This is a genomic window from Shewanella xiamenensis (assembly GCF_024971755.1).
Lineage (GTDB): Bacteria > Pseudomonadota > Gammaproteobacteria > Enterobacterales > Shewanellaceae > Shewanella > Shewanella xiamenensis.
The window spans coordinates 3,787,335-3,805,014 of the sequence record NZ_CP079718.1; the positions used below are offsets into that span (position 1 = coordinate 3,787,335).

The window sequence follows — 17,680 nt, forward strand, 5'->3', positions numbered from 1 at the left end:
TTTAAAACGATAAACAAAAGGCGCCAACAGGCGCCTTTTGTCTTAAGAGAATGCCTTACATCGCCGGAACCCTAAACTGTGTTCCTTGAATGTCTAAAACGACATCCCGCGGACGAATGGCAATGATCTTTAACTTACCACCAATCATATCGCCTTCCTGTAACTCGGCACCGTCAACGTTTAACCAACGCTGACTCGCATCCGTCGAATAAACATGGGCAACAATATTAAATTCCGGTACTTGTAGTTGTAATCCCGCAGGCAGTTGCCCGTATTTAGGAATATCGCCATTTTCCGTTTTAGGGATAGGATCAAGCTTAGGCTCTGTCACAGGCGTTTTAGCCGCTTTGACATATTCCACCTCTTTCAGTGCATCTTGGAAGGTCGCGACCAATTCATCATCTTGACGACTCTGCGCCGTATCCAAGCCAACATCCGTCGCCGCAGCATTAACTTGTTGACGCAGCGCCTCAAGTGTTGCTAACCCTTGACGATTAGCATTCGCCCCCAACATTATTGGTTCAGGATCGGCAAGCTCTTGCGCCACCTCCCCATTTTCGGCAGATGATGGCTGGGCGCGAGTTGTTTCATCTAAGGCCGCTGACGTCGCAAGATAGTCATCATAACTAGGATCAGCATTTGAGGAGGTATTTGTAGCGACAACCTGTGACGAATCTACGCTCGGATAAGCTTGGGCGCTTAAAGGCACATCATTTAATACCTGCTCCCTGGGCAAAGCGACTTTCCCAGCTAATCGAAATCCTGCGGCGTTCCCCTGAGTAACAGTATCTTCCTGTGTGGCAACCGTAGTGGCTGCACTTACTGGGTCATTTAAGGATGCGGTCCGGTTAGCCTGACTCGTTGAGACAGAGCTATCAGAACCTGTATTTGAAGCATGCTGAGTTATCACTGTGCCCGTTTGAAGATCACTTCTATTATCATCATTAGCCTTCAAGGGCATCATTGAATTGACCTGTTGCCAATGCGCAACGCCCCATGCCACACCGATACCAAGAGTAATCGCAACGGCAAGCAGCGACAATTTTGCAGCAGGGAAAGAAGCCTTGCGCGGCGCAGGATAACTTGCCCTCGGCGTTAATACCGCATCGGGTAAAGGTGAAGCTTGCTGTTGTTTATTACGGGTTACCGCGTCGAGTAAAATGGACATTAACTCTGGGCTCCATTATCGGTTAGGCGCGGCCCTTGATCACTTAAGTACAAATTCAGTCTCACTAACGTTTGATTGCCTGCAATACCGTCAGCCTTCAACCCATGTTGGCTTTGAAAGGCTTTAAGATCATTCTCCAACTTAAGATCAAATTGGCTGACTCGGCGTGAAGGTCGTTTAGCCACATGGGCAAGCGCATTCTCCAGCCACTGTAATTGCCCAGGGCTCGATTTTTGGCTAATTTCCAGCATAGGTAAATTTGGGGCCTGCCAGAGAATTTCAAAGGTGCCGCTAAAGTGTTGATTGAACCAAGCTCTATCAACCCAAAGCTGCTGCTCGCCCAATTGCATCAATAGCTGATCACCATCAACTGCAATGACTGCACCATAAAAATCTTGTTGATTATCATCCACTAAATATACAACAGCAGGATAATTTAGCCGCGTAATCGACATCCAATTTCCCTGCTGTTGATAACATGACAGCCCCTGCTCCCGTGCAGACTGACAGGCAGTGAGGCCTTTAAATGGGACTTTACCCCACACATTAAAAAGACCTGCAAAGGCGGTATCAATACTTCGACTTTGTTTGATAGCCTCCTGTAATACCCGCAGACTTGGATCAGCCGCCACAACAGTAGTTTGCACTTGAGTGAGTGCTGGTACAGTATTATTTACTGGCGTTTGGCTTTGCTGAACAGAATTGTCAGCTACAACTGTTTGTTTGGCGTGGATCACAGGCTCGGTCGTCACATTGGCAACCGCGAGTTTATCCGTAAACAACCAATAGGATACTCCAAAAGCTAATACCAATGCGGCGGCGATAGCACTTGGCCACAGATACTTATGCTGCTGCGGTTCTTCCTCCCCTAATACTTCAGCAGCCGCTTGTCTCACCATATGGTGATCAATGGGCACCTTAGATTGAGCATACCCAGCCATAAGGGCTCGCTCGCACAATAAGTTGATGAGACGAGGAATACCACCACTGTATTTATGCAGTACCTTAATGGCTTTTCGCGTAAATAAAGGTTCAAAACGACCAGCAACCTGCAAACGATGCAATACGTAAAGGGCAATTTCATCTTCATTTAGCGGCAATAAATGATAACGAGCAGTGATCCGCTGGGCTAATTGCCGCAGTTCTTGTCGTTTGAGTAGCAGCTGCAGTTCAGGTTGGCCAATCAAAATGACTTGCAGCAGTTTTTTCGTATCAGTCTCAAGGTTAGTCAACAACCTTAATTGCTCTAACACTTCAGCACGTAAATGCTGTGCCTCATCGATAATTAGAACGGTATTACGGCCCTTCTCATGATTGGCGAGTAAAAAACGGCTCAGATGGTCAGTGAGCTGTTTAAGGGTTGGGTTTTCACCATAGCTAATCTTCAATTCATCACAGAGTGTAGCGAGTAATTCCAACTCCGTAAGCGAAGGATTTAAGATAAACGCCGTATCGGTATGATCGGGTAATTGCCCAAGCAAACAACGAGATACTGTTGTCTTCCCTGTGCCGACCTCTCCCGTTAGTAACACAAAGCCACCCGTCTCACCCAACCCGTAGGTTAAATGGGCTAAGGCTTCTCTGTGTCTGTCACTCAAGAATAAATAATGTGGATTGGGTGCAATCGAAAAAGGGTTATCACTGAGTCCATAAAAGGCCTTGTACATACCACCAATCATCCTAAGCTAAAAATAACGCCCCACGTTAAAACGTCCAAAGGATATTGTCAAAGCATCAGCAACATGGATGTGACATTCTAATAAATATCTACACTCTAGTTCGCCTTGCAATGGCATCATCATGATAAGCTATGCCTATGGCACACTCGCTAGAATAATCCTGTGAAAATTTACTTAGTTGGCGGCGCTGTACGAGACAGCCTGCTAAACCTTCCAATAAAAGATAAAGATTATATGGTTGTCGGCGCCACTCCTGAGCAAATGCAGCAATTGGGCTATCGACAAGTGGGTAAAGACTTCCCGGTCTTTTTACACCCTAAAACCCAGCAAGAATATGCGTTAGCGCGTACGGAGCGTAAAGTGGGTTTGGGTTATGGTGGTTTTAGCTGTTATGCCAGTCCCGATGTTACCCTAGAGCAAGATTTGCTAAGACGCGATCTCACCATTAACGCGATTGCCCAAGATGAAGAAGGCAATTTGTATGATCCCTATAATGGTGTCGCGGACATACAGGCACGGCAACTGCGGCATGTGTCAACAGCCTTTGCAGAAGATCCTTTAAGGGTGTTACGAGTGGCACGCTTTGCTGCACGTTTTCATAGTTTAGGTTTCAAGATTGCCACAGAAACCATGTCCTTGATGCAGCATATGAGCCAAACCGAGGAGTTAACGGCGCTTACGCCTGAGCGCGTTTGGCAAGAAGTCGATAAAAGTCTCGGCGGCCCCAATCCAGAGATTTTTTTCCAAGTGCTGCGTCAATGCGGTGCATTGAAAATCCTATTCCCCGAAATTGATGCACTTTTTGGCATCCCACAACCGGAAAAGTGGCACCCTGAGATAGATACAGGTCTGCACACTCTGATGGTGTTAACACAGGCAACATTACTGACTCAAGACAAAGCGGTACGCTTTGCAGCCTTAGTGCACGATCTGGGTAAGGCATTAAGCCCCAAAGAACACTGGCCTAAACACCATGGCCATGGACAAAAAGGATTACCCGTCATTAAAAAACTGTGTGAACGGTTACGAGTCCCTAACGAGTATCGCGACCTCGCTCTATTGGTTAGTGATCAGCACCAAAACGTGCACCAAGCATTTGAATTAAGAGCCGAGACAATTGTTAAAGTCTTCGATAAAGCCGATTTTTGGCGTAAACCAGAACGACTAAATCAACTCTTATTGGCTTGTATCGCCGATATGCGAGGACGCACAGGCTTCGAGCATCAAGCCTACCCGCAAAGTGACTACCTTAATGCGTGTTTTTTAGCCGCTAATAATGTGGATATAAAAGCCATCATCGCAGCAGGATTTCAGGGAGGACAGATAAAACAAGCGCTCAATTTGAGGCGGATTGATAACGTCGAGCAAGTGAAACTCAACTGGCCACACCAACAAGCCAAACTGACGCCATAAAATTGTAATTTTTTTGTAAACACATAAACACTTTCTAGTAAATGGGACACCATTTTTCGATGAGAAATGACGATATAACCGGGAAAAAACGCTTTTAAAAAAAAATTTATATGTCTATAGTGGTTAAACGCATTAATATTCGTAGCAAATTAAAATAGCTATGTCATAATTAGGCAGTTTCGATTACCAAGTGACGAAACATTCAAATCCAACCTATTTTAAGGGATTTTTTACAATGAACAAAAAAGTACTGATGATTGCTGGTTTAGCAATGACTGCCCTACTAGGTGGTTGTGCAAACACTACTGCTCTGGAAGAAAGCGTTGCAACTCTGGGCAACAAAGTTGATCAATTGTCAGCTGATGTTGGCTCTCTGAAATCAGAGCAAAGCAAACTGTCTGCAGACGTTAAAGATGCTAAAGCAGCAGCTATGGACGCACAAGCAGAAGCTAAACGCGCTAACGACCGTCTAGACAACGTTGCTTCTCGTTACAAGAAGTAATGATAGGTAATTAACCTGTAATTCATCAGGTTAAGATCAAAGGCTTGAGAGAGATGAAAGCGAATAGCACATCGATCCAAGCCTTTTTTTATGGTTGATTGTCAGCTTTCACAAGCTAATTCCGTAATAAGCCAAGCTGTGTTGAATAACTGAAATTTAGCTAATGCTTATTAGCTTCACAAACCAAACTCTCAGCTTGACATCAAGATAAACTCTTATCGAAAGAAAACGACTTTCCAGTATTAATCATTCTTAAACTGGTATATCCATCGTAAAATCGATTTTTCACTTTTCATAATCCTCTCCCCTGTTCTCACTAAAAACGTTATTTTTATTAAATCTCTTAACGGGTATTTTAATGAAAGTACAACAGCGCAAACTCAAGCAATTTGCGAGACAAAAGCAGTTAAAAGGTTATATCTGTAATGAACGACGGCTGAATAAATACAAACTTCAAGGCATGCAGTCTTGGGTTAACATGAAAGCAACATAAAAGCTCGATTATTATCATGCACTTGCATTATTCACCCTACAGAAGCATCAAGAAATAGAATACCTAAGCTTATGAATAGGTTAAAAAACACCCAATACGATTATTTATTTTAGCGAGTTAAGATCTGATTAAAGACTTTTGTGCTAAGACTAAAATAAAGTCAATTTCTAGATTATTGAATACTTGAGTCCTAATAAGATGTTTGACTTTATCCGATGCACGCCACGCATAAGGTGTCATATCAAGCAATACCAAAACTTGTTCACCTGTTATCGATAAACTAAATTGCACTCGCTGCTGCTCTTTTACGATTAACCCAGTAGGTAAATTTATTTGGACTGATTTTTCAATGAGTTCTGGATAAATGAGTGTCTTGAGTTGCCATAAATGCCGAGCACCTGGGATCACCTGCAACATAAGCCCTTGCTCTTTAAGCACGCGGACGCATTCTTTTCCCTTCAACGGCTTATCGACAACAGTAATAAAATCGAAGCAATTATCTGCAAAGGGTAACGCTTTGGATGTACTGAGATAGAGCGATGCTGGCGTTTGCGCTTTAGCTGCAGCAAAAATAGTATTTTCTGCATCCGAAACGCCACTGTAGTGGACGTTCATCCCATTTGTCAGCCTTGACAGCAACGAAGATAACGCACGTAAATAAAAGCCCTCAGCACACTCGTAGTCCAACAAACAATCATCAGCCTGTAAATGCGCAGCAATCATCTCACCCATTTTGTCGATTAAAGGCGTAAAAATCCCCGACTCGAGTAAGAAACGTTTAGCTCTGACCTGTTGACGACTATCCCCCGTCGGCTTTTGACGAGCAGGCTTGGTGAACACCCAATATCCAGCTTCATTCTTATCAAAGTGGTGCTTATTGGCACAATAAAAACCTTGGGACGCCTGATGTTGCATCAGTGACAAACTACATGTAGGACATTGATATTGAAGGCTCATAAACAACTCCAAATACGAAAATTCATGCCTAAAAACACAAAAATCGGGTACTTGACCCGATTTTTTGGCAAAAGAGCGAGTGCATTATAAGAAGATAAATCCACACAACACAGCACCAAGGGCAAGACGATAAATAACGAAAGGCGTCATACCCATGCGGCTAATGATTTTCAAGAAATAATGTATACACAGATAAGCCGCAGCGAAAGAAATCACAGTGCCTAGTGTAAGCGCTTGATAGTCAATGGGAAGCGGGCTTTCAGCCAAATCTTTACCCACTAAAATAGCCGCGCCTAAGCTGACAGGTACAGACATCAAGAACGAGAAACGCGCAGCAGCATCGCGGCTAAGACCTAACATCAGCGCGGCGGTCATCGTCGCACCTGAGCGAGATGTCCCCGGGATTAACGCCAGCGCCTGAGCAAAACCAATTAATAATGCCTTGCGCCACCCCGTTTGATAAACCGTCAAATCACGGCGTGACATCTTATCCGCCCACCAAAGCAGCAAACCAAAGACCACTGTTGTCACAGCAATAACGCCGGCATTGCGTAAATGGGTTTCGATAAAGTCTTTGGCCATAAAACCAAAAAATACCGCAGGTAAAGTAGCAAGAATAATCCACCATGCCAGTTTGCTATCGTCAGAATGCTGACCTTTAACCATGCTGGCAATCCACGCCTTAAACATAGCCCAAAGTTCATGCCTAAAATAAATCACTACGGCAAACAATGAACCTGTATTCACGGCAACATCGAAGGATAACCCTTGATCTTCCCAGCCTAAAAGCTGTGCAGGTAGGATAAGGTGCGCCGAACTTGAAATGGGGAGGAACTCTGTTAATCCTTGAATTAACGCTAAAATAATTACCTGAAATGTATCCATGACAATCCTATCAATCAATTAAAAAGTCAGTCCAAAAGGCCATTCAAAGGCCACCGGCCAAAGCTTTTGTGACGTTTTATCATATTCATCCCACATTGCGGCATAGGTTTTTAGCTGCAATGGGTGAATCAAATTGGGGGCGATTTCCGCTAAAGGCCAAAGCACAAAAGCATTACTGACAATTTCGGCGCGGGGCAGTACCACTGGGGTCTGACAAACGACATCATCGTAAAGCAATAGGTCAATATCTAAGGTTCTTGGACTAAACTTTTTGGCCCCCACCAACCGGCCGTGATTTTGCTCGATTTGCTTAAACTGCGCAACTACCTCAGCAATATTCAGACTCGTTTGTGCACAGACCACCATGTTTAAAAAGTTGGTACCATTAAATCCAACCGCTTCACTCTCGTACATTGAGGAGAGTTGCAGCGGGCCAAAGTATTCCCGTAAGGACAGCAAGCCCGCCTTAAGGTAGCGAGTGGGTTCTATATTACTACCTAAACTAATGTATATACGTGCCATACGAATGTCCGAACCGTCCAAACCGAAAACCCGAATCTAAAGATTCAATTAACGTGAGCGCTCAATCTCAACCCCAACAGAAGCGGCTGAAGGGACAGCACCTGGCTTCATCACCACCACTTTTACCCAACTCACCTTAAACTCGGTCAGCAAACACTGGGCAACCCGCTCGGCAACCGTCTCAATCAACTCAATGGGCTTTTCGGTAATGAGCTGAGTCAGGCGATTCGATACCGTCTCATAGCAGAGCGCGTATTGATAATCGTCTGTTACCGCTGCGGCCTTATTATCCCAAGCTATATCCAGATCTAAAAATAAGCTTTGGTGAATTTTCTTTTCCCATTCATAGACGCCAATCACAGTATCAATACGTAATTGTCGAATAAGCACTTTATCCATATTAATTCCTACTCACTCATACCAATGAGGTCTGATAAGCTAAACGCCATAGAGTCTGTATAATCCACCGTTCAATTGAACGACTAATTTACTTTCTACTCGGGCCAATCCGAAGTAGGATAACGCCCAAAAGGATTTGTTCGTTCAGAAACTATCGCAACCTGATAAGTTGCGTAATCGCCATCGCTTATGACTGAATGCTTGCCAAGTGGCCGTTAAATTGTGGCGCGATAATACCTTAAAACGTGTAAGGAAACCAATGTGAGTCAATTAACACTGACACTTTTGATGATTGTGGCCGCCTATTTAGCCGGTTCTGTCTCAAGTGCTGTGCTAGTGTGTAGGATAAGAGGCCTTCCCGACCCAAGAACGCAGGGATCGGGCAACCCCGGAGCAACCAATGTGCTGCGCATTGGCGGCGCAAGTTCGGCTGCCATGGTGTTATTTTTCGACATGCTGAAGGGTGCTCTACCAACGTATCTTGCCTATTTAATGGGAATTGACGCCATTTCCCTCGGCCTTATCGCAATCGCCGCCTGTCTTGGCCATATCTATCCGATCTTTTTTGGTTTTAAGGGTGGCAAAGGTGTTGCAACAGCGTTTGGAGCCATGGCACCAATTGGTGATGACTTGGCCATCTGTTTGATGGCATCTTGGGTCGTCTTAGTCTTGATTAGCCGCTACTCTTCCCTTGCTGCCATTATTACCGCATTGCTTGCACCACTTTATACTTGGTGGCTTGACGATAGGTTTACCATTCCAGTTGCGATGCTCTCGACCCTGATAATCATTCGCCATAAAGAAAATATTCAGCGACTTCTCAAAGGGGAAGAATCTAAGGTATCACGTAAAAAGCGTCCTCCTCCGCCCTAAGCCATTTGAGCATTATCATACATAAATAAAAACAGTGCTTAATGCACTGTTTTTATTTAGATTAACTCGCAGAATATCAAGTAACAGGCGGCAAGGTATCGAGCGGCCATCGCGGTTGACCTTTTACTGCTAAGTCTTCCTGCTGCCCTGCCTTCAAACGCTGTAATCCAGCAAAGGCAATCATGGCGCCATTATCAGTACAAAATTCACCACGAGGATAATAAACGCGACCACCAATAGAGGTCATCATCTCAGCCAAGGTTTCGCGTAAGCGGGTGTTGGCACTCACGCCACCAGCAATCACTAAACGGTTATAACCGGTCTGTTTTAAGGCGCGGCGACATTTAATCGCTAAGGTATCTACAACCGCTTCTTCAAAAGCTCGGGCGATGTTGGCGCGGGTTTGCTCATCATCAGGTTCAGCGGCAATGGTATTGGCGGTAAAGGTTTTAAGGCCAGAGAAACTAAAATCAAGCCCAGGTCTGTCTGTCATTGGACGCGGGAACTGATAACCAGCAGGCTCGCCTTTGGCGGCAAGTTTGGCTAAACGAGGCCCCCCAGGATAATCCAGCCCCATCAACTTGGCCGTTTTATCGAAAGCTTCACCGGCAGCGTCATCCACCGACTCTCCTAAGACTTGATAAAGGCCGATACCATCAACCTTCACTAACATAGAGTGGCCGCCAGACACTAACAGTGCAACAAAAGGAAACTCCGGAGCATCTTCCTCAAGCATAGGTGCCAGTAAATGCCCTTCCATATGATGAACACCGATGGCGGGCTTGTTCCATGCAAAGGCTAGCGAGCGACCAACACAGGCGCCCACTAATAAAGCCCCAATTAATCCAGGGCCTTTGGTATAAGCGATACCGTCGATGTCGGCAATGTCGGTATTGGCGTTTTTCAACGCTTGGCGGATCAGCGGGACAATTTTGCGCACATGGTCGCGGGAGGCCAGTTCAGGCACCACGCCACCATAATCCGCATGCAACTTAACCTGACTATATAAAGCATGGGAAAGTAACCCCTGCTTATCGTCATAAACGGCAATACCTGTCTCGTCACAGGATGTCTCAATACCTAGAACCCGCATGGTGCCTCAAATCAAAACGTTTAAAGGGCGCTAATTCTACCTGTATGATGACAATTACTCCAGCCGACAATCACGTTATTCCCCCCCCAAAACCAAGCAGGAATGATTAGGGCTTTACAAGCCTAGTGGTCTCGGTATAAAATTCCGCACCATTTTAAATACACTTGGTTCAAGTCATTGAACCAGACAACCTACACCTAAGGGGTGATGGCGTATGCCAATTATTAAAGTACGTGAAAACGAACCATTCGACGTAGCTCTGCGTCGTTTCAAGCGCTCTTGTGAAAAAGCTGGTATTTTAGCCGACGTGCGTGCTCGTGAATTCTACGAGAAGCCAACTACTGCTCGTAAGCGCGCAAAAGCAGCTGCAGTTAAACGTTTAGCTAAAAAGCTTTCTCGCGAAAACGCACGTCGCGTACGTTTATACTAATCTCTTATGAGCCTAATTGATCAGCTAAAAGACCATATGAAACAGGCCATGATCGCCAAAGAGAAGGCGAGATTGAGCACTATTCGTATGGCACTTGCAGCCATCAAACAGATTGAAGTGGATACCCGCGAAACTCTGAATGATGAGCAGGTTATAGCTGTCTTAACCAAAATGGTGAAACAACGTCGCGATTCGATTGCTCAATATGAAGCAGCGGGTCGTAGCGAGTTGGCCGCAGCAGAAGCAGAAGAGATTCAAGTTATTGAAGCTTTCCTGCCCACTCCCCTCTCTGAGGCGGAAATTGCCGCGTTCATCGATGCTGCTATTGCTGAAATAGGCGCATCCTCCATGGCGGATATGGGCAAAGTAATGGGAGCATTAAAACCTAAAGTTCAAGGACGTGCAGACATGGGCGCTATCGGCGCTATGATCCGTGCAAAATTGCAATAATTAGCGTTTCAATGTATGAACAAGCCGTGCCTATGCGCGGCTTGTTTGTTTAAATTCGCGCAAGGCGAGATTTTAAGCACTCAATGGCAATACCTCGTGATTTTATCAATGAGCTAATCGCTCGCACCGACATCGTCGAACTTATCGACCGCAAGGTGCCCTTGAAAAAGGCGGGTAAAAACTACTCGGCCTGTTGTCCTTTTCATAGTGAAAAATCACCTTCGTTTACCGTTAGCCGCGATAAACAGTTTTATCATTGCTTTGGCTGCGGAGCCCACGGCAACGCCATCGATTTTGTGATGGAGTACGACAGACTCGATTTTATCGATGCTATTGAAGATCTTGCCGGACAACTGGGCTTAGAAGTCCCAAGGGAACAAGGCACGGGTAAACGCCAAGACGATGGCCTAAGCCGTGATCTCTACCAATTAATGGAAGAAGCCAGTCGCTTTTTTCAAACCCAGTTAAGACAACACCAAGACAAACAAAAAGTCATCGACTACCTCGCCTATCGCGGATTATCCGATGATATTGTTGAGCATTTTGGGATTGGTTTTGCACCCGACGGTTGGGATGGCTTATTAAGCCGCTACCGACACAGTCAAGATGCACAGGATAAACTCCTGACCGCTGGCATGCTGATCAGCAATGACAGCGGTAAAAGATACGATAGATTCCGTGACCGCCTGATGTTTCCCATTCGCGACCGCCGCGGTCGTGTGATTGGATTTGGTGGCAGAGTATTGGGAGATGGCACACCCAAGTACTTGAATTCGCCAGAAACGCCCATATTTCATAAGGGCAATGAACTCTACGGCCTATACGAGCTAAAGCAACGTCATCGTGATCCAGACAAAATACTGATTGTCGAAGGCTATATGGACGTCGTTGCCCTAGCCCAATATGGTGTCGATTATGCGGTTGCATCGCTTGGCACCTCGACGACAGCTGAACAATTTCAATTGTTGCTGCGTAGTGCTAAAGAAGTCATTTGCTGCTACGACGGCGATAGAGCCGGTAATGAGGCCGCCTGGCGCGCCTTAGAAACTGCCTTGCCCCTGTTAAAACCCGGGGATAAAGTACGTTTTATGTTTTTATCGCAATCTGAAGATCCAGATTCAATGGTTCGCAAGATTGGTAAAGACGCATTCGAGCAACTGATGGACAGTGCTATCAGCCTGCCCGAATTTTTGTTTGATACATTAACGACGAAATACGGTACCGATAAAGGTAATTTAGCCAAACAAGCCTTTGGCCTAATTGAAAAAATTCAAGACACTGTGCTGCAAAACCTCCTACTTGAGAGCTTAGCTCACAAGTTAGGTATGAACAGCTCAGACGATATGAAGAAAAAACTGGGTTTTAGTGTCAAACAAACTAAGCCCACAGCATCAACGGGACTCAAAGGACGCGGTACACCATTGCGACTTGCCATCGCCTTGTTAGTACAGCATCCCGAGCTGGGACTGGGGTTATCTCCGCAACCAGCATTAAACCATCTGCAAATGCCAGGCATCGACTTGCTGCCATTGCTGTTGGCGTTAACTCGAGAGCATAAGTTAAACAGCGCACAACTACTTGAGCAATTCAGAGACAGCCCCCACAGCGGGACGCTGCATAAATTAGCCCAATGGGACCATCAAGTGGCGGAAGAAAACTTGCTCGAAAAGTTTAAACAGACCCTGGTTTGGTTGAACAATCAATATATTGAACAACGATATCAGGAATTGAGTCTAAAACAGACCCATACTAAGGAAGAAAAGATCCAGCTGCAGAAGCTGATCTCAGTCATGAAAGGACTAAACTGAGGCAAAAATGTTCTCATTCAGTATCCCAGTGACTAGCACAGGTAAGTGCACATGGCTATAATTGACGATTTGCGCGGCACTTAGCACGAGCTAACTGTCCGTCGTTGTAACAGTTTCCCAACTTGGATGATATCTATGGATCATACTCCGCAGTCGCAACTCAAGCTGTTGCTTGCCAAAGGTAAAGAGCAAGGTTACTTAACCTATGCAGAAGTGAACGATCACTTACCTGCAGACATGGTCGATTCTGACCAGATCGAAGATATTATCCAGATGATAAATGACATGGGTATTCGGGTATTCGAAGAGGCTCCCGATGCCGATGACATGATGATGTCGGAAGACAACACAGACGAAGATGCAGCAGAAGAAGCAGCCGCCGCCCTTGCCACGGTAGAAAGTGAGCTTGGCCGCACCACGGATCCTGTGCGTATGTACATGCGCGAAATGGGTACCGTTGAACTGCTGACCCGTGAAGGCGAAATCGTTATCGCCAAACGCATCGAAGAAGGCATTAACACAGTTCAAAGCTCAGTAGCCGAATACCCACAAGCGATCGCCATGATCCTTGAGCAATACGACCAGTATGAAGCCGATGAACTGCGCCTGTCTGATATTATCTCTGGATTTGTTAACCCTGACGAAGAAGACTTAGGCCCAACCGCTACTCACATCGGTTCTGAATTATCAGAAGAAGATCTTGAAGATGAAGATGATGAGGAAGACGAGGAAGACGAAGACGGTGATGCCGACGGCGATGATGATGGTAATAAAGGTCCCGATCCTGAAGAGGCTCGTGAACGCTTTAGCCAGTTAAGAACCGCCTACGAAAACGCGCTCAAAATCATCGAAGCCAAAGGCCGTGAACATCCAGAATCGATCAAAGCACTGTTTGAGATCGGTGAGATTTTTAAAGAGTTCCGCCTAGTACCTAAGCAATTTGACCGCTTAGTGAAAAGTATGCGTTCGATGATGGACCGTGTTCGCGTGCAAGAGCGTCTCCTGATGAAGCTTTGCGTCGAACAAGCCAAAATGCCAAAGAAAAACTTTGTTAAGTTCTTCACTGGTAACGAAACCAACCTCGATTGGTTTAATGCAGAAAAAAACTCAAACAAACCTTATGCCGAAGGCTTAAGAATGGTTGAGGATGACGTGCAGCGCTGCCGTAGCAAACTGGCCGCCATCGAAGAAGAAACAGGCTTAGTTATTGCCGCGATTAAAGATATTAACCGCCGCATGTCAATCGGTGAGGCTAAAGCTCGTCGTGCGAAGAAAGAAATGGTTGAGGCAAACTTACGTCTGGTAATTTCTATCGCTAAGAAATACACCAACCGCGGTCTGCAATTCTTGGACTTAATCCAAGAAGGTAACATCGGTCTGATGAAGGCTGTTGATAAATTTGAATATCGCCGTGGTTACAAGTTCTCGACCTATGCGACTTGGTGGATCCGTCAGGCAATCACCCGCTCAATCGCGGACCAAGCCCGTACGATCCGTATTCCAGTACACATGATCGAAACCATCAACAAGCTGAACCGTATCTCTCGCCAAATGCTACAGGAAATGGGCCGCGAACCCTCACCTGAAGAATTGGCAGAGCGAATGATGATGCCGGAAGACAAAATCCGTAAGGTACTGAAAATCGCTAAAGAACCGATCTCCATGGAAACCCCAATCGGTGACGATGAAGATTCACATTTAGGCGATTTTATCGAGGATACCACCCTCGAATTACCTCTGGACAGCGCCACCAGCGAAAGCTTGAAGAGCGCTACCCATGAGGTATTAGCAGGTCTAACAGCCCGTGAAGCCAAAGTACTGCGCATGCGTTTTGGTATCGACATGAACACTGACCACACGCTAGAAGAAGTGGGCAAACAATTTGACGTAACCCGTGAACGTATCCGTCAAATTGAAGCAAAAGCGCTGCGTAAACTGCGTCACCCTTCACGCTCAGAAATCTTAAAGTCCTTCTTAGACGAATAGATAGACGAATAGATAAGTGTCAAATATTAAGCCTAAGCCCCGCACTGCGGGGCTTTTTTTCGCCATCATTCAGTTAACGAGTAACAAACCAGCACAATATACAGCTCACCCCCTTTCAAAATCAGAGAGTTAAATTACCTTGCACCATGAATCGCACGGCAAAAAACCTTTGCAGAAACAACTGTTGATTAACAGATAACCAATTGAATCAATTCGGTGAATTTCATCGAAAAACACGGGTGACAAGCGCAAACAAGCTTAGTATACTGCCACTCGCTTTAGGTGATGACGATTGCCTTTAGTAGGCCCCTTAGCTCAGTTGGTTAGAGCACACGACTCATAATCGTTAGGTCCACGGTTCAAGTCCGTGAGGGGCCACCACAAAATTCAACAAAAAAGCCCATTTAATAATGGGCTTTTTTGTTTCTGCAATCTGTCGACACTCACTCATACCAACGCGACTCATTCCCGATAACTAACTCAAACGCGATTTCGATTTCCCCTTTAGGTAATGGCCCAATTAAAGCAAAAACAAAGGCGCTAACTGATAACCACGTTAGCGCCTTGATAAGGTTAGAAAACCTGTCAGACCTTAAATAGCAGGAGGCTGACCATCTGGTTAGGTTTTTAACTTACCTAATTGCTGATGTTGTTGTTTCACCAGCTCGGCGAGAACGACGCTGCTTTGCTGTGCTTCGCCTGCAAGACGAGCGAGTTCAGAGGCTGAGTCGGATATGCCAGTAATATTTCGATTAACCTCTTCAGTAACGGCACTTTGCTCCTCTGCCGCCGCAGCAATATGGGTCACTTGCGCTGAAATCTCCTCAATCTGGCTAACCATAGAATTAAGGGAGGTAAGCGCTTGCTCCGTTTGCGAAACGGCCATTTGTGCACGCTCAGCACCTTTATCAATAATCCCCGATGCACTAAGAACCTCTTTTTGGAGCGCATCAATCAGCACGCTAATATCGTCAGTGGAGCTTTGGGTTTTGGAGGCAAGTGCCCTTACTTCATCGGCAACCACCGCAAAACCCCGTCCTTGCTCACCTGCGCGAGCAGCCTCAATAGCCGCATTTAAAGCGAGTAAGTTTGTTTGCGCGGCAATGGAGCTAATCACTTCGAGGATACGGCTAATATTAGTGCTACTTTCAGCCACTTTACTGACGGCGACTTTAGCCTGCATAGACTCTTGCGACATAGTAGTCACATAATCCATCGCTTTAGTCAGACTCTCTTCACTGAGACGCACATTGCGTGACATAGCCTCCGTTTCGGCAGCGGTTTGTTCAGAAGCTTTGGCAACCTCAAGGGCTGTAGCACTCATTTCATTAACCGCAGTCACAACACTCTCAATCTCACCATATTGACGATGTACGCTATCGCGGGTTAATTCTGCAATTTTTGCAGAGGATAAACTTTCCTCCTGTGTCCGCCCTGCCAACGCTTTAAGCTCGGAGATTAAATCTTTGAGTTTATTGATAAAGGAATTAAATCCTTTACCCAGAGCGATAAGTTCTGCGTGTGAATCGACTTCAATCGATTGTGTTAAGTCGCCATCGGCACTGGCTAAATTTTCAACGCGTCCCTGAATGACTTTGAGCGGTGCAATCACGCTGCGGATCACTATGCTGATGGTAACAACCGCTAGAATGGAAACCGCTAGGCCAACAATCAATAAGATGCTGCCAAGTGATGTTGCCATTTCGTCCATTTTTTCATTTAGTTGAATCGAACTCTTGAGTGCCATTGATTTAGGGACTTGAATCGCAAGTGACCACTCTGCGTTGGCAAGGGGAATATTAATCGGATAGGCGACGATAATTTCATCGTCATTTGCCATGTAACCGCCATTTTTATGCAATCCAACAATTTGTGTTGCCAATTTGGGGTCAATAGACTCGGCTAATGGACGCGCCTTTTTACTGTAGTGGCTTGCGGCAACCACTAAACCACGGGTACTGAGCAAAGTCACTTTAGCTTGGCCGTCATAAAGGCTTTTAGACAGTTTATCAATTAACACTTGGAATACTGGTAGGTTGAGATCCACCCCAACCACACCAATAAATTGTTTATGCTTAAGTACAGGAACCGTTAACGACGTCATTAACGCTGTATTGCCAGGGGTGATTTCGTAGAGATAAGGTTCCATTAAACAAGGCTTTAAGGTCTCCTTTGCACATAAAAACCATTCAGCATCTCGTATACCAAATTCGTTGAGAGTTGTTTTATATTTTTCTGATGAATCATCAACTTGGTTATGTTCAACTGTACCATCATCATTGCGAGTGTAATACACCTCCAATGCCCCAGATGAAGCAACACTATGGCTGACATTAACATTTAAAAATTCACTGTCGAGTCCATCATACCCATTAGCTTCGAACTGGGCATACATTGACGAGATTTGCGTATTTTTCTTTAACACCGCAGCCACAGCGAGTTCTAAACGATCACGCTTGAGTGGCAATTCTTCTGACGTGCTTTCAAGTATGCCTGAAAAGGAATAAGGGATCCGGTAAGCTTCGTTGATAAAACCTGCGACCATTTCGCCATATTCACCCGCTCGCGCTTCAAGCTTATCGTGGGTCTCCATTTGCAATGTTTCTTGAACCTGATAGGAAAGTTCAGCATTTTGATCCGAGAGGGTCCACCATAGACTGATGGAGAGAATAGCCACTATTGAGAGAAATAAGGCGGAAGTGATCCACAACAACTTAGTACTGATGGACAAATGCTTCATCGAGTAAACTCCAAATATAAGGTCAAGAGCCTAATTATTTTGATCTAGTTCATTTTTATTTTTGCTGACTAATTTAAAAAATAGCACTCTGCGTCGGGATTACCAGTCTTTAAGATAGTGAATTGTTAACTATAAGTAAAACTTTTCACCGACAGATTTAGGGCCAATTGCGACCTTTATCCCAATAGGTGGCAATTTGATATTTATCCCAAATCGATGAACGCAAATATGACCAAACTCACAAACCACAAAGATTAGCGAGCCACACTTTTTTACAAAAAT

Annotated in this window: 15 protein-coding genes and 1 tRNA gene; 8 read left to right on the plus strand and 8 right to left on the minus strand. The window is 45.3% G+C overall.

What is annotated here, in order from left to right:
• Positions 1-55 precede the first annotated feature (55 nt).
• Positions 56-1,168: a general secretion pathway protein GspB gene (locus tag KXJ80_RS17805; protein ID WP_218738156.1), complete on the minus strand. Its 1,113-nt coding sequence runs from the start codon at positions 1,166-1,168 to the stop codon at positions 56-58.
• Entirely contained in the window at positions 1,168-2,835 is a 1,668-nt protein-coding gene (locus tag KXJ80_RS17810) for an AAA family ATPase (protein WP_218738155.1), read from the minus strand. The genes KXJ80_RS17805 and KXJ80_RS17810 overlap by 1 nt, the downstream gene beginning before the upstream one ends.
• A 174-nt stretch (positions 2,836-3,009) precedes the next feature.
• Between KXJ80_RS17810 and KXJ80_RS17815 the strand changes: the two genes are divergently transcribed.
• Together KXJ80_RS17815 and KXJ80_RS17820 are read left to right on the plus strand one after the other, a co-directional pair.
• On the plus strand, positions 3,010-4,260 hold the full coding sequence (locus KXJ80_RS17815) for a multifunctional CCA addition/repair protein (RefSeq protein ID WP_172589435.1): 1,251 nt from the start codon (positions 3,010-3,012) through the stop codon (positions 4,258-4,260).
• Between the two features lie 235 nt (positions 4,261-4,495).
• Positions 4,496-4,762, plus strand: a complete 267-nt coding sequence (locus KXJ80_RS17820; protein WP_007650000.1) for an Lpp/OprI family alanine-zipper lipoprotein — start codon at positions 4,496-4,498, stop codon at positions 4,760-4,762.
• A gap of 610 nt (positions 4,763-5,372) precedes the next feature.
• Here the strand turns inward: KXJ80_RS17820 and KXJ80_RS17825 are convergent.
• The 4 genes from KXJ80_RS17825 to folB form a co-directional block, all read right to left on the minus strand.
• Positions 5,373-6,212 (minus strand): putative RNA methyltransferase, encoded by an 840-nt coding sequence (locus tag KXJ80_RS17825; RefSeq protein ID WP_218738154.1) that lies wholly within the window; start codon positions 6,210-6,212, stop codon positions 5,373-5,375.
• A gap of 84 nt (positions 6,213-6,296) precedes the next feature.
• A complete protein-coding gene (locus tag KXJ80_RS17830; RefSeq protein ID WP_037415463.1) occupies positions 6,297-7,097 on the minus strand; it encodes an undecaprenyl-diphosphate phosphatase in 801 nt (266 codons plus the stop codon).
• A gap of 18 nt (positions 7,098-7,115) precedes the next feature.
• Entirely contained in the window at positions 7,116-7,619 is a 504-nt protein-coding gene (gene folK / locus KXJ80_RS17835; protein ID WP_037415460.1) for a 2-amino-4-hydroxy-6-hydroxymethyldihydropteridine diphosphokinase, read from the minus strand.
• Between the two features lie 48 nt (positions 7,620-7,667).
• Positions 7,668-8,018, minus strand: coding sequence for a dihydroneopterin aldolase (gene folB, locus KXJ80_RS17840; protein WP_047537782.1), 351 nt, complete (start codon positions 8,016-8,018; stop codon positions 7,668-7,670).
• 261 nt (positions 8,019-8,279) lie between these two features.
• Between folB and plsY the strand changes: the two genes are divergently transcribed.
• Positions 8,280-8,891, plus strand: a complete 612-nt coding sequence (plsY, locus tag KXJ80_RS17845) for a glycerol-3-phosphate 1-O-acyltransferase PlsY (protein WP_037415454.1) — start codon at positions 8,280-8,282, stop codon at positions 8,889-8,891.
• Between the two features lie 76 nt (positions 8,892-8,967).
• Here the strand turns inward: plsY and tsaD are convergent, their stop codons facing one another.
• Positions 8,968-9,984, minus strand: coding sequence for a tRNA (adenosine(37)-N6)-threonylcarbamoyltransferase complex transferase subunit TsaD (gene tsaD / locus KXJ80_RS17850; RefSeq protein ID WP_259474479.1), 1,017 nt, complete (start codon positions 9,982-9,984; stop codon positions 8,968-8,970).
• Positions 9,985-10,198: 214 nt separating this feature from the next.
• Between tsaD and rpsU the strand changes: the two genes are divergently transcribed.
• From rpsU to KXJ80_RS17875, 5 genes are all read left to right on the plus strand, one after another.
• On the plus strand, positions 10,199-10,414 hold the full coding sequence (gene rpsU, locus KXJ80_RS17855) for a 30S ribosomal protein S21 (RefSeq protein ID WP_006080725.1): 216 nt from the start codon (positions 10,199-10,201) through the stop codon (positions 10,412-10,414).
• A 6-nt stretch (positions 10,415-10,420) separates the two neighbouring features.
• Positions 10,421-10,864, plus strand: a complete 444-nt coding sequence (locus KXJ80_RS17860; protein WP_037415447.1) for a GatB/YqeY domain-containing protein — start codon at positions 10,421-10,423, stop codon at positions 10,862-10,864.
• 83 nt (positions 10,865-10,947) lie between these two features.
• Positions 10,948-12,672, plus strand: a complete 1,725-nt coding sequence (dnaG, locus tag KXJ80_RS17865) for a DNA primase (protein ID WP_037431044.1) — start codon at positions 10,948-10,950, stop codon at positions 12,670-12,672.
• 135 nt (positions 12,673-12,807) lie between these two features.
• A complete protein-coding gene (gene rpoD / locus KXJ80_RS17870) occupies positions 12,808-14,658 on the plus strand; it encodes an RNA polymerase sigma factor RpoD (protein WP_088585920.1) in 1,851 nt (616 codons plus the stop codon).
• Between the two features lie 304 nt (positions 14,659-14,962).
• Positions 14,963-15,039 (plus strand) — tRNA-Ile (locus KXJ80_RS17875).
• Positions 15,040-15,277: 238 nt separating this feature from the next.
• On the opposite strand, the gene KXJ80_RS17880 is transcribed toward KXJ80_RS17875, so the two are convergent.
• Positions 15,278-17,398 (minus strand): methyl-accepting chemotaxis protein, encoded by a 2,121-nt coding sequence (locus tag KXJ80_RS17880; protein WP_259474480.1) that lies wholly within the window; start codon positions 17,396-17,398, stop codon positions 15,278-15,280.
• Positions 17,399-17,680: the final 282 nt, after the last annotated feature.